This window comes from Cytobacillus sp. OWB-43 (assembly GCF_034651445.1).
GTDB lineage: Bacteria > Bacillota > Bacilli > Bacillales > Cytobacillaceae > Cytobacillus > Cytobacillus kochii.
This window is the reverse complement of the sequence record NZ_JAYEFF010000001.1, coordinates 564775-579096: the sequence shown is the minus strand read 5'-3', so window position 1 is coordinate 579096 and position 14322 is coordinate 564775. Positions and strand designations below refer to the sequence as shown.

Here is a 14322-nt window from a genome sequence, read left to right as displayed (position 1 = left end):
AAAAAAAAGTCATAAAGCCTAAATTTGCGATACAATGTTAGGATTTATTTATATTTCCCACCTCAGGGGGCTAAACACGAAAATAGTCATCAATGGTTGATGACTATTCGCCAAGCGATGTAAAACGGATTGTAATGTTTTGGTTTACATACTCTGATGGTGAGACTTCATATTCGAGTCTCTCATCATTGATTTTAATTTCAGTAGCAGTTGTATTTCCAATGATTACTTGTACTTCTTTTTGGTCTGTTAAATCTAACTCTTTTTCAACGCCTTCTTCCATTGTTTCTTCATAGAAGGTTTCATTATCAGCACTAGCCACTCTTACCCAGCTTTTACCTTCTGCTAATAAAGATAGTGTAAACGTATCCGTATTTTTCAATTCATATACAGTGTTTTTACCCGAGGATTCTTGTACACTTAACTCTTGAACTGGTTTCTCCTCTTCTTCTGCATTTTCATCTGCTGCATCGTCTTTTTCTTCCTCAGGAGCAGCATCTTCATTTTGTTTCTCATCTTTAGGCATATTATTTTCAACAATTGCACCTGGATTATTATTGTCTTCATTTGATTGCTTATCACTATTAGACACGTTATTTTCAACAAAATAATAAATGACAGCAATAACACCAATGATAAAGACAATAATTAAAACTTTTGGTAAAAGATCTAAAAACTTCGAAGTTGAAGGAGAGATATTCTTACTTGTTTGCACACGTGAAAGTTTCTCTGGAATATCTTCATTGGATGTTGCTGGAATTTCACTTTTATACTCATCTAACAGCTCTTCATGATTTAAGCCCACTGCCTCTGCATATTGCTTAATGAAAGCACGCACATAAAATTTACCCGGCATTATACGGTAATTACCTTCTTCTATGCCGATTAAATATCTTTTCTGTATTTTTGTAACTGTCTGTAACTCATCAAGAGACATCCCTTTTTGTAAACGTGCTTCTTTCAAACGACTACCTAATTCTGTCAAAACTAACACCTTCCAACATTACTAAAAATCAAAACCTCCGAAGCCTGTATCGGAGAACATATTATGATTGTTACGTTCGACTACATCATAGACGATATCTTCATCATGGTCGTGACGAAGCTCGATAATATAATCAAAATCATCCAAAGTATATTCTGAATTTTGCACAAAAACATCAGGATGTTCAATTACTTTAATAGCTGGGAGTCTCATTATCTCTCTCACAAGCTGCCAATGACGTTCATTTGCTCTTTTTGTCGAAACGATCCCATCAATGATAAATAAATTATCATCGCTATACTCATCTTCAATTAATTGATTGCGAATCGTTTGTTTAAGCAACGTTGACGAAACAAACAGCCATCGTTTATTCGCACAAACACTTGATGCCACAATAGATTCTGTTTTTCCAACCCTAGGCATGCCACGAATACCAATTAATTTATGGCCTTCCTTCTTAAATAATTCTGCCATAAAATCTACTAAAAGACCGAGCTCATCTCTGACAAATCGAAAAGTCTTCTTATCATCTGCGTCTCTCTGTATGTATCTCCCATGTCTCACAGCCAGCCGATCGCGAAGCTTTGGCTCTCTTAGTTTAATGAGCTTAATCGTATCCATCGTCTTTAATATTGATTCCAATCGAACGATTTGGTCATCATCTTTAGCAAGGATCAACATTCCACGCCTACCTTGATCAACTCCATTAATCGTAATAATGTTGATGGAAAGCATCCCTAACAATGATGAAATATCTCCGAGTAATCCAGGTCTGTTTTTTTGGATTTCATATTCGAAATACCATTCTTTTTTCTCCACCTAAAACACTCCTTATTCGCCTACAGTTCCAGATATTCTTATTACACAATATTAATTTATTTTTAATTAAATCTAGGTTCTATAATATATGATTTTCCACTAATATGAAAGGAAAATCCTTTTCGTTCGTAAAAATATATGTAAAATAAGAAAAAAGCAATTAAAGGCATATACACCTTCATTGCTTTTCCCATACCCGCTAATTATTTTTGTACTAATTTCACAACTAAATTAGCAATCGCATGTTGTTCTTCCTCACTTGCGACAGACCAAAGATCAGCAAGAATTTTCTCTTGGTCGTTTTTCGGCTCTACTGAACCAGCAAGATAATCTCCAATTTGATAAGCAATTTCACTTACCGTAGATTGATTCATCCCTTGATCTTGACCTTGTTCTAAACGCTCACCTAAAAAATCTTTCCATTGTTGCCAATTATCTAGTACAGACATTTGTATTTCCTCCTCGTTATAGACATTTGCCTCAACAGGTAGATGGTGCAAATGCAAAATATTAGAACGTACAATATTATCATGCAACGAGGAGAAATAAATTATTCATTCTTTATGTATACCAGCCACCATTGACACTTATGGTTTGACCAGTTATATAAGAAGAGGCGTCAGATAGTAAAAATGCACAAGCATGAGCTACTTCACTTGGATAACCGAACCGACCGATAGGAATATCATTCTTAATATCTTCCATTTCCATTTCGTTAAAAGAGGACATCATCTTTGACTCAATGGCACCTGGAGCAATTGCATTTACCCGTATGCCACTATAGGCTACTTCTTTACTCAATGCCTTCACAAAGCTAATCTGTGCCCCTTTAACAGCTGAATAGACAGTTTCACAGGCAGAGCCTGTTTGTCCCCATATCGAAGAAATAAACTGTATATTTCCTCTTTGTTTTGTTACAAGTTTTGGCATTAATGCTCTCGTTAATAAAATCGGGTTTAAGACGTGTACGTTCATTAAATGTTGGACATCAGCATCTGTCATATCAGTTAATAGACCATAATAAGCATGACCGCTGCAATGAATGATCGCATCAAGTGAAAAAATGTTTTTAACAATTTTTTGATATCCTTCAGTTGAGGTTAAATCAGCAGAAATAGCAATATATTCACCGCCATAAGTATTCAAAGCAGCCATTAACTGATCAATACGAGACTGATTTTTGTTGTAATGCAAATAAAGGGAATAACCTTCTTTCGCTAATAACTGCGCAATTGCTTCGCCAATATCTCCACTAGCTCCCGTTATTAATACAAATTTCTTCATTTTTTTCCTCCAAAAAACAAATACATAAATCAAGCTAGCCCACCTAAAACGGGGCTAGCATTGTTTATTTTGGTAAAACTTGGCACACAGACATTCTTTCTTCCGAAATTAATTCTTTTGCCGCTTCATTAATATCATCCAACGTTAACTTTTCAAGAAAAGGAACAATTTGAAAGAGGTCCATATCATTGAATGAGTAACGAGTAAATTGATTGGCTATATATTCAGGAGAGTTAAGCGCCCTTAAAAACCCACCAATCTTCTTCTTGATTGAGCGTTGAAGTGCCGCTTCATCCCAATTTGCACCATTCGTAGACTGCAATAAAATCTCTTTCACTTTTTCAGCAAGTTTATTTGGGTCACTTGTATCTCCGCCAATCATAGCAAAGCCAAACCCAGATTCTTGGGAGTAATCGTAAGAGAAAGTATCATCGATTAAACCTTCTCGATAGAGATCATTGTAATGTTGCCCACTTTTTCCAAATAACAAGTCTAACATAACATTTAGGCTTAGTTCTTTTTTAAGCATCTCCGCTCCTTGCTGGCTGGCGTCGTTTGTTTTAATGCCCACCATACATTTCGGTGTTTGCACATTCATTCTTAATGTACTTATCGTTTCAGCAACCGTTTGCGGCTCTTGATCAAAGATTCTATCAATTGCAGGCTGCTCGCTATAACTTTTATTAGCCTGATTTTCCCTTACTTGAGCAATTATAGCTTCTGGGTCAACTGGACCCACTACAAAAAGCAACATATTACTTGGGTGATAAAAAGTATGATAACATTCATACAGCATATCCTTTGTAATGTGAGAAATACTTTCAATCGTTCCCGCGATATCGATTTTCACAGGGTGATGATGATATAGGTTTGCTATTAGACCATAATATAGACGCCAGTCAGGATTATCATCATACATTGTAATCTCTTGTCCGATAATGCCTTTCTCTTTTTCTACCGTTTCCTTAGTAAAATAAGGGTCTTGGACAAAGTCAATCAATGTAGTTAAATTCTCTTGAACGTTTGACGTACTTGAAAAAAGATAGGCCGTGCGAGTAAATGAAGTAAATGCATTGGCAGATGCACCTTGGCGACTAAATTGTTGAAACACATCTCCATCTTCTTTTTCAAACATTTTATGCTCTAAGAAATGGGCGATACCGTCTGGTACTTTAACTGGTTCATTTTTATCAAGCGGAACAAAGTGATTATCGATCGATCCGTATTTTGTCGTAAATGTTGCAAAAGTCTTATTAAAACCATTTTTCGGTAGGACATAGACATCTAACCCATTGGCCATTTTTTCATAATAGAGTTTTTCTTGAAGCTGATCAAATGCGATTTGTTCCATTATTTTTGCACCTCTTTTCCATGAAGAAAGTAAATTGTATCAAGCTGAACTTTCTTAGCTACAGTTATAATGTCTTCCTTTGTAACTGCTTCCATTCCATTCATCCATTCAGTTAAGTCCATTTTTTGTTGAGAAACGATATTATGATAGAGCACTTCTGCGACACCTCTTGCCGTATCCATCGTTTCCAACATTTGGTTCTTAATAACCGCTTTTGTCTGCGTAATCTCTTCTTCTGTAAAGGCACCCTTCTGCATTTCCTCTAATTGTTCTTCAATAATAGAAGTTGCTTGCCCATAGCTGTTGTTGTCAATTCCAGACATCACCATCAATAGACCTTTGTGACTTTCCAAACGACTGGCGACATAATAGGCTAGAGAAGCTTTTTCTCTTACATTAATAAATAATTTTGAGTGGGAGAATCCTCCAAAAATTCCGTTAAATATTTGTAACGCACTATATTCAGGATCACCATAAGTGATACCAGTACGATAACCAATATTTAATTTCGCTTGTTTCACATCCTGCTCTTCCTTAATCGTTTCTGGCTCAATCAAATCGTTTGCTCTAGCCATTGAGGTTTCTTTAATAGATCGAGTTTTTAAAGGTAATAATTCACGAACATATTGTTCAACTTCATTCGTATCAATATCACCAATCATATATAAATCAAGCTCATCTTCAGCTAGAGCCTTTTCGTAATAATGATAAAGAGACGATTCTGTAATTAATGGTAAATCATCTAATTCACCGTGTACATGGAGCGCATAGGCTTCATCTTTACACATTTCTTGTACAAGACGTAAATTAGCATATCTCATTTTATCATCATTAACTGCTTGTATCCGCTGCTTTAATGTTCTTTTCTCACTTTCAACCACCTCTCGGTCAAAAGCTCCATTATTGGATAATGGATGGAGTAAAAGCTCTGAAAGTAATTCAAAAGCTTTTCTAAGTAATGGGGTCTGATCAGATAGAAATTTTTCATTTGCCATTTCAATAGTCATGGAAATAATGTGGTACTCCCCTTTTTTTGAGAGGTCCACATATAAGGAAGCGCCATAAAGCTCATCTAAGTATGCCCTCAACTTAGCCGTGGTAGGATATGCAGCGCTACTACTTTCTAACACATGCGGTAATAAAGCCCTTAGTGTGACAGTATCTTTACTTAAAGGCGCTTTCATTTTCCAAACAATCGTATTTGTTTTATATTTATCTGTTTTAATTTGATGGAGCTTAACACCATCAATTTCTTTAACCGTTTCTGTTGTAATATTCATTAATAAACCTCCTTATTCCTTTTTACCTTAAAACATACTATTTGAATCGCACTTCTTCCTATTTTGTCATCTTTTTAGTATATGTATGAAAAGAAAACAATATTTTCTATTATATACGTTAATAACCATCCTATGCTAATCTTGCAGACATCTATAGGAGAAAATAAGTAAAATAAAAGTCTCAGGGCCAATCTCCCGAGACTTTACTTATTATCTATTTCCTTTAATATACGGTATCCCAGAAGCTTTTGGCGCATCTGCTCTACCTATAAATCCAGTGAGTGCTATAATCGTTAATACATATGGTGCAACAAGTAGATAGACATTTGGGATATTCTCTAATAGCGGTAAGCTAGAACCAATAATACTCAAACTTTGGGCAAAGCCAAAGAATATCGCTGCACCCATTGCTCCTAAGGGATGCCATTTCCCAAATATCATTGCAGCTAATGCCATAAATCCTTGTCCACTAATTGTCGCATGACCAAAATCAGAAGAGATCGCTTGGGCATATACACCACCACCTATACCACCTAGCGCTCCCGAAAGTAATACGCCATAATAGCGCATTTTTGTCACATTAATCCCCATAGTATCTGCGGCCATCGGATGTTCGCCAACAGACCGTAATCTGAGACCGAATTTTGTCTTATAAATGACATACCAAGCAACCACAGCGAAAATGATTGCTACAAACGAAGTGTAATACGTATTAGAAAAGAATATCGGGCCAATAAACGGGATATCACTTAAAAGCGGGATATCTATTTTACTGAAGCTCTCTTGAATGATATCTGTTTGCCCTTTATCATAAATAAATTTTACTAGAAATAAGGTAACTCCTACTGCTAACAGATTGATTGCGACACCAGAAACAGTTTGATCCGCTCTAAAAGTGATGGATGCTACCGCATGAATAGCTGAAAAAATGACTCCAGCAAGCATGGCTACTAATAGCGAAACCCACGGGGTCGATGCCCCTAATACATCGGCAAACGATAAATTGAAGACAATTGCTGTAAAAGCACCTATTACCATTAATCCTTCTAATCCAATATTAATTACACCTGAACGTTCTGAGAAAGTTCCACCTAACGCGGTGAAAATAAGGGGTGCTGCCCAAAGTAAAGTAGTTGGCACAATAATCATTAATATTTCCATGATACCCACTTACTTCACCCCCTTCTTATTAATCTTTCTTATGAGTAATCGAATCATATAACTTGAAGCCACAAAGAAAACAATTAAAGCAATAATAATATCAACCAACTCGTTCGGAACGCCTGCTTCTAGTGGCATATTAAGGGCACCAACCTTCAAGCTCCCGAAAAGAATCGCCGCCAAAACAATGCCTATCGGTGAATTAGCACCTAATAAAGCTACAGCGATACCATCAAAGCCGACTCCAGTAAATCCACTTTTCACAGCGGCATATCCGAAAGTCCCAAGCCCCTCCATTGCACCAGCTAAACCAGCAAAAACTCCAGATATCACCATGGAAAGAATAATATTCTTTTTAACATTCATGCCTGCATAATTTGAAGCATGTTGATTTAAGCCAACAGCCTTCAACTCAAATCCTCTCGTTGTTTTCTCCAAAATAAACCACATAATAATAACAGCAATAATGGCAATAACAATTCCCCAGTGCATACGAGAGTAATCTGTTAAAGATTCTAATAAAGGTGAACGAAGACTTGCTGTTTCAGCAATTGGGTCCGAACTATCACTACCTTCTGACAATTTTGTTCGAATAATATAGTTCGTAATATGAAGTGCAGTATAATTCAACATAATTGTGACAATAACTTCATGAACACGATATTGTGCTTTTAAGAAACCAGGTATAAATGCCCAAATCGCCCCCGCTAAAGCAGCAGCTAGCACAGCTAAAGGTAAATGAATGATCTTCGGTAGTTCAAAAGCTACACCTACCCAAACAGCAGCTAACCAACCAACAATTAATTGCCCTTCAACTCCGATGTTAAAAAGGCCTGTTTTAAAAGCAAATGCAACTGCAAGGCCAGCTAATATATAGGGGATGATTTGTCTAACGGTTTCACCGAAAAAATAAACATCACCAAATGCACCATTCCACAGAGCTATAAACCCTGCAATAGCATCATAACCTGTTACAATCATTAATATAGTCCCGACAATGATACCAAGAAGCACGGCAATGATTGGTATTAATATGTTTTGCATACGGTTAGACATTTCCATCACCTACCTTTTTCTTCGTTGAACCAGCCATTAATAAGCCCAACTCTTGCTCTGTCGTTTCCTTGGGATCAACCATTGCAATGATTTCCCCTTCAAAAATAACAGCAATACGGTCACTCACATTCATGATTTCGTCCATTTCAAAAGAAACTAACAGCACGGCTTTACCTTGATCTCTTTGGTCAATTAACTTGCGATGGATGAATTCAATTGCACCCACGTCAAGCCCCCTAGTCGGTTGTGAGGCAATTAATAAATCTGGATTACGATCTACTTCTCTGCCGATAATCGCTTTTTGCTGATTACCTCCAGAAAGAGCGCGAGCTGGTGTATATTCACTTGGTGTTCGTACATCATATTCTTCTATTAATCTATTTGCTTGGTCATAAATCGCTTTCTTATTCATCAAACCTGTTTTCGAATAAGGCTGTTGGTAATAGGTTTGTAGCACCATATTTTCACCAATTGTAAAATCTAATACTAAGCCATGTTTATGGCGATCTTGCGGGATATGTCCAATACCTGATTCAGTTACTTTTCTTGTATTTAATTTAGTAATTTCTTTATTGTTTAACAGAATTGACCCTTTTTCTACTTTTCTTAATCCTGCAATGGCTTCTACCAATTCTGTTTGTCCATTACCATCTACACCTGCAATACCGACAATTTCCCCTTTTCTGACTGTTAAGTTTAAATTGTCTACAACTGCGATATTGCGAGAATCTTTTACTGTAAGCGATTGTATTTCTAATGACGCTTCTTTCGGCATAGCTTCTGTTTTTTCAGTTTTAAACGTCACTTCCCTACCAACCATTAAACTAGCTAATTCATCGGGATTTGTTTCAGATACATTTAGCGTTCCAATTCCCTCACCTTTGCGAATAACCGTTACTCGGTCACATACTTCCATAATTTCTTTTAGTTTATGAGTAATCAGAATGATAGATTTACCCTCTTTAATCAGCTTACCCATTATTTGAATAAGCTCTGCAATCTCCTGTGGTGTTAGCACTGCAGTAGGTTCATCGAATATTAGGATATCTGCTCCTCGATAAAGTGTTTTTAGAATCTCAACACGCTGTTGCATTCCTACAGAAATATCTGCAATTTTTGCTTTTGGATCTACCGATAAACCATATTTTTGTGAAATGTCGCTAACTACTTTTTCCGCTTCTTTTAAATCAATTTTACCTTTTGATGTGATCTCTTTCCCTAAAATAATATTTTCTGTTACTGTAAATTTATCAACTAGCATGAAATGTTGATGAACCATCCCAATACCCAACTCATTCGCGACATTTGGATTGGTGATTTTTTCAATGTTTCCCCTGACTTTAATCTCCCCTTTTTCAGGTTGATAAAGACCGAATAAAACATTCATTAACGTTGATTTTCCTGCACCATTTTCTCCGAGGAGCGCATGAATTTCTCCTGGTTTAACTTGAAGTGTGATATTATTATTCGCTACAATACCCGGAAACTCTTTACGAATATTGAGCATTTCAATAACATATTCCACCCTCTCCACTCCTTACCCTTATGTAGTTAGAGGTCAGACCTCGCTTTTTATTTATGATTGATTGAACATCCATGAATGAAATTTTAGGCTTATCTTTAAAAACCTAATTGAAAAGGATAATTTGTTATTCTTTTCAATTAACCTTTTAAGTTAAAAAGGAATAAGAGATTTCAAGTCCCTTATTCCTTTCCTCATTACTCTGCTGTAAATGCCTTCGCTTCTTCTACTGATTGAGGAGGAGTAACTTCTCCACTCTTAATTTTTTCAATCCATTCGTTTACTTGTGTTTCAACTTCCGCTTTGGCAGCGAACTCTTCGTTGATTGGTGCCAAAGTCACTCCATCTTCATTTAAACCGTAAACAGTAGTTTCGCCACCAGGGAAGTTCCCAACTTTTGCTTTAGTAGCGATATCTTGTACAGCAACGTCTACACGTTTCATAGCAGATGTAAGGATAATATTATGATCTCCGACTACCCCTTCTGCTGATTGGTCTGCGTCAACACCAATTGCCCAAAGTTCTCTCTCTGGATCTTTTCCTTTTAAGTCACGTGCTTCTTTGAATAATCCATTACCTGTTCCACCAGCCGCATGGAAGATGACATCAATGCCAGAAGCATACATCTTAGAGGCTATTGATTGACCAAGCTCTGCTTTGTCAAATGCACCTGAGTAATTGCTTTCTACTTTAATATCTGGATTTACAGCTCTAACACCTGCAATAAACCCTGCTTCAAAGCGTTCAATAACAGGAAGTTCCATACCGCCGATAAAACCAACTGTATCCCCTTTTGTTGCATTTGCAGCAACGACACCAGCTAAGAAACCTGACTCTTGTTCTTTAAACATAATGCTAGCTACATTATCTGCCTCTACTTCTGAATCAATAATTGAAAATTGGCTATCTTTTTGTTGTTCGGCAATTTCAGCAATCGCATCATGCATCATCGCTCCAACACCAAACACTAAATTGAATTTTTGACGAGTTAAGTTATTTAAATTTGTTGCATAATCAGCATCAGATTGGGATTGAAGGTAAGTGTATCCACCTTTACCTTCTTCTAAGCCATTGTCTTCACCAAAAGCTTTAATCCCTTCCCATGCAGATTGGTTAAATGATTTATCATCTACGCCACCAACATCTGTTACCATTGCAACCGTGAATGACTCTTCTTTGTTGCCTTCTGAACTTGATCCTTTTTCGTTTTCTTCTGAAGAACCACATGCTCCTAAAATGGTACCTGCTGCTAGTGCAAAAGAAAGTACTAATCCAAGTTTACGTTTTTTCATTTTGCTCCCCCTTAAGGAATTGGTTTACATTAGTAGATGAGTATGATTGATTAGTTAATCCGTTTTCTAAGAACATGGAAGCTAAATTTGTCTGCTCTAAAATAGTTAACCGAGAGGAGTAATGGCTCGTCTTGTTCAGTGTAATGCATCTGCTTAAGAACGAGTAGAGCTGTCTCAGGGCTACAATCTAAAATAGGTGAGACCTTCTCGTGATAACCAATCGGTTCAATTTCAGAGACCGCATATGTAATTCTTCTGCCTGTTTTTTCTTCCAAATTTTCAAAAATAGATTCTTTTTCCCAAGAGATAGAGTCTGGAATATGCTTCGCCAACATTTTATCCAAGCAATGAACAACAGGTTCACCATTTGCCGTTCTCACCCGTTCTACTACTAAGATTTCTTCATCTGCTGAACAGGAAAAAAGTCTGATATCTTCCTCACTTGGACATTGCGTCTCTGAGCTAAGGAATATAGTCCCAGGTTGCATACCTGCTTGGGTAATCATATTAGTGATACTATTTAACTGTTCAATTCCTGATGTAAATAATGGCTTTGTATTTACGAACGTGCCGACACCGTGTCTACGAATAATGACATTCTCTTCTTCTAATATCCTTAATGCCTCTCTTAATGTCGCACGACTGACACCTAATTGTTTGGCAAGATCAAATTCTGAAGGTAATTTTTCTCTCTCTTTATAAATTCCTTTATCAATATCTTGCTTCAAACGATCAATTACTTGTAAATACAAATGGCGGCTATCTGACTTAATAGACATGCTGTGCTCCTCCAAATCCAAATCTCAAGACATCAGACCTCTGATGTTCAATCATCTCTACTAATCGAAAATACTATACCATTTTTCTAAATATAAAGAAACATATTTTTCAAAAAATGTCGAAAAAGATAGTGAAAAAAGTGAATATTTTTCACATTTGTTGACTCATAGTTGATGTCTTAAAGAGTTTTGTTTATTTATTTTCCCTTTCGTTATAGGCTTCTTTTGATAAAAATCAAATGCTACTAAAATATTTTAGAAACCTTTTAAAAAAAGAATAGGTCATATTTATAATAAATATTAACCTATTCTTTGTACATACTTTCTTTCAATTGTTGATTAAAGCTGTGTTGCTAAAAAGCGTTAAATATATTTTTAAGAAGATGCCTCATCCATACTTTGGCTGACGAGTACTGTTCTTGGTTTACTTCCCTCATAAGGTCCGACGATTCCTCGCAGCTCCATTTCATCAATTAACCTCGCTGCTCGCGTATAACCGATACGGAACCTCCTTTGCAACATGGAAACAGAGGCTGTTTGCATTTCAATGACAAGCTCAACTGCTTCATCATATAATTTGTCATCAACTTCACTTGCTTGTGAATCTGGTAAATCATCGGGAATCATTTCTTCTTGATATTGCGCTTTTTGCTGACCAATGACAAAATCAACAATTTCTTCTACTTCATCATCCGATAAAAATGCGCCTTGTACCCGAATAGGTTTTGATGCGCCGACTGGCATAAATAACATATCGCCTCTTCCTAATAACTTCTCTGCTCCGCCCATGTCTAAAATCGTCCTTGAATCCGTCATAGAAGAAACAGCAAACGCAATTCTTGATGGAATATTTGCTTTTATCACACCGGTGATGACATCTACTGAAGGACGTTGAGTCGCAATGATTAGATGAATACCAGCTGCCCTAGCCATTTGTGCTAATCTAGTGATTGCATCCTCAACATCCGATGAAGCAACCATCATTAAGTCCGCTAACTCATCAACAATAACAACGATGTAAGGGAGTAGTGGTTGCTTAGCTTCCTCTATTTTATTTTGCCTTTTTATAAATTCATTATAACCTTCTATGTTTCTTGTGCCTGTATGGGAGAATAATTCATATCTTCTCTCCATTTCGCTTACAACCTTTTTCAGTGCTTGAGAAGCTTTTTTGGCATTTGTCACAACAGGCGCTAATAGATGTGGGACGCCATTATATACATTAAGCTCTACCATTTTTGGGTCAATCATCATCAATTTCACTTCATGAGGTTTCGCTCTCATTAAAATACTAGTAATAATGCCATTAATACAAACACTCTTCCCACTTCCTGTCGCTCCAGCGACGAGCAAATGCGGCATTTTATTCAACTCTGCCGTGACAGCTTCGCCAGTAATATCTCTTCCTAAACCGATTAATAGTTTTGAATCATTGCGATCTTTACCTTTAGGTTCAATGACCTCTCTTAAGGAAACCATCGCAACTTCTGAATTCGGTACCTCTATCCCGATAGCTGATTTTCCTGGAATTGGTGCTTCAATTCGGATATCTTTTGCTGCTAAAGCAAGTGCTAAGTCGTCACTTAAACTAACAATTTTACTCACTTTCACACCTACATCAGGATGTACTTCATATTTGGTTACTGCCGGTCCAAGATGAACTTGGGTTACTTTAGCTTTAACACCAAAGCTTTGGAAGGTTCTCTCAAGCTTTGCTGCATTATCATGAATAAGTTTATATTCACCGCTTTGGTCGGTGTGATTAGGTGCCTTTAATAATTTCATTGGTGGTAGTTTATAATCCTTATTTTCCACTTCTGTAAATGTAATCGGTGGTACAGTCTCATCTTGCTGCTCTTCGTCCTCCGGTTGTCTCTCGCTTATCCCTTGTACCGGGACTGTAACATCTTGTTCTTGATCATAAGCATTTTGAGAAAAACTAGAAATAATTGGTTCTTCTGGTGTATTGTCTTTATCCATGTCTTCTGAGCTGTTATGGATTGTTATTGCCCGCTCTTCTTGATTCTCTTTACTTCTTCTCGTACGAGGTTTAGCATTGCGCTTATTCTTTTTACTTACCCAACCTTTTACATCATCAAGAAATGCTAGCCATTGTTTTTTTAGAAATTGAGCAAATGAAATGGTCATATCGCCCATCGCAGGGCCAAAAGTTTTCCCTGTAATTAATATAATTCCTACGATAATCAAGAGGAATGCAATAATTTTTGAGCCAGCTTCATCAAATAAATAATAGAAAACGGCAAACATTAATGCTCCAATCATGCCTCCACCTAAATCTGAAGTGCTGGCTTGATTTGTCACCTCACCCCAATAGAGACGCCATGTATTCATGATTACACTTGGGTCGGTAAATGCTCCCCCATTTGAAAGTAATTCAAATAACGTTACATGACTTAATAAAAGAAGTGCACTAATGATGAAGTACATGCCCACTAATTTCATATGAAAGAGATCAGGTCTCTCCCTTTTCCACATTAGAAATCCTGCATAAATCACTAATCCAATTAAACAAAGCATGTACCATTCGCCGGTAAAAAACCTGAAAAAAAGTACGATTGCTCCACCTACTGCCCCTAATTTCGCTATAGCAATCACTGCTAATGCGAGCATCACTAGAGCAGTTAATTCATATTTTAAAGTTTGTCTCACTTGTTGCTTTTTTCGCGTTTTACGCTTCTTTTTTTTCGCCATTTTATCACCTGATTTATAAGTACTTGAATGATGCATGAAAGAAGAGAGCAGCCTTTTAGTGGCTGCTCTACGTTTGTTCAT

The 14322-nt window shown here is 36.8% G+C and carries 12 protein-coding genes; all 12 read right to left on the bottom strand.

Features of this window, described 5'->3' with window-relative positions:
• Nucleotides 1-103: 103 nt before the first annotated feature.
• Complete coding sequence (locus U9M49_RS02950) at nucleotides 104-994, bottom strand: helix-turn-helix domain-containing protein (protein WP_095369464.1); 891 nt, start codon at nucleotides 992-994, stop codon at nucleotides 104-106.
• A 12-nt stretch (nucleotides 995-1006) separates the two neighbouring features.
• Nucleotides 1007-1804 (bottom strand): DUF3388 domain-containing protein, encoded by a 798-nt coding sequence (locus U9M49_RS02945; protein WP_095369465.1) that lies wholly within the window; start codon nucleotides 1802-1804, stop codon nucleotides 1007-1009.
• Between the two features lie 203 nt (nucleotides 1805-2007).
• On the bottom strand, nucleotides 2008-2253 hold the full coding sequence (locus tag U9M49_RS02940; RefSeq protein WP_095369466.1) for a DUF3243 domain-containing protein: 246 nt from the start codon (nucleotides 2251-2253) through the stop codon (nucleotides 2008-2010).
• 112 nt (nucleotides 2254-2365) lie between these two features.
• Complete coding sequence (gene ymfI / locus U9M49_RS02935) at nucleotides 2366-3088, bottom strand: elongation factor P 5-aminopentanone reductase (protein WP_095373472.1); 723 nt, start codon at nucleotides 3086-3088, stop codon at nucleotides 2366-2368.
• Nucleotides 3089-3152: 64 nt separating this feature from the next.
• Complete coding sequence (yfmH, locus tag U9M49_RS02930; protein WP_095369467.1) at nucleotides 3153-4439, bottom strand: EF-P 5-aminopentanol modification-associated protein YfmH; 1287 nt, start codon at nucleotides 4437-4439, stop codon at nucleotides 3153-3155.
• Complete coding sequence (yfmF, locus tag U9M49_RS02925; protein ID WP_307314356.1) at nucleotides 4439-5719, bottom strand: EF-P 5-aminopentanol modification-associated protein YfmF; 1281 nt, start codon at nucleotides 5717-5719, stop codon at nucleotides 4439-4441. Before yfmF ends, yfmH begins: the two co-directional genes overlap by 1 nt.
• A gap of 210 nt (nucleotides 5720-5929) precedes the next feature.
• Nucleotides 5930-6889 carry an ABC transporter permease gene (locus U9M49_RS02920; protein ID WP_322909244.1) on the bottom strand — a complete coding sequence of 320 codons (960 nt, stop codon included), beginning with the start codon at nucleotides 6887-6889 and terminating at the stop codon, nucleotides 5930-5932.
• Entirely contained in the window at nucleotides 6890-7936 is a 1047-nt protein-coding gene (locus tag U9M49_RS02915; protein ID WP_095369470.1) for an ABC transporter permease, read from the bottom strand.
• Nucleotides 7929-9461 carry an ABC transporter ATP-binding protein gene (locus tag U9M49_RS02910; protein WP_095369471.1) on the bottom strand — a complete coding sequence of 511 codons (1533 nt, stop codon included), beginning with the start codon at nucleotides 9459-9461 and terminating at the stop codon, nucleotides 7929-7931. The genes U9M49_RS02915 and U9M49_RS02910 overlap by 8 nt, the downstream gene beginning before the upstream one ends.
• Nucleotides 9462-9655: 194 nt before the next feature.
• Nucleotides 9656-10750, bottom strand: coding sequence for a BMP family protein (locus U9M49_RS02905; protein ID WP_322909243.1), 1095 nt, complete (start codon nucleotides 10748-10750; stop codon nucleotides 9656-9658).
• Between the two features lie 50 nt (nucleotides 10751-10800).
• Nucleotides 10801-11529, bottom strand: a complete 729-nt coding sequence (locus U9M49_RS02900; RefSeq protein WP_095369473.1) for a GntR family transcriptional regulator — start codon at nucleotides 11527-11529, stop codon at nucleotides 10801-10803.
• Nucleotides 11530-11904: 375 nt separating this feature from the next.
• Entirely contained in the window at nucleotides 11905-14241 is a 2337-nt protein-coding gene (locus tag U9M49_RS02895) for a DNA translocase FtsK (protein WP_095369474.1), read from the bottom strand.
• Nucleotides 14242-14322 lie beyond the last annotated feature (81 nt).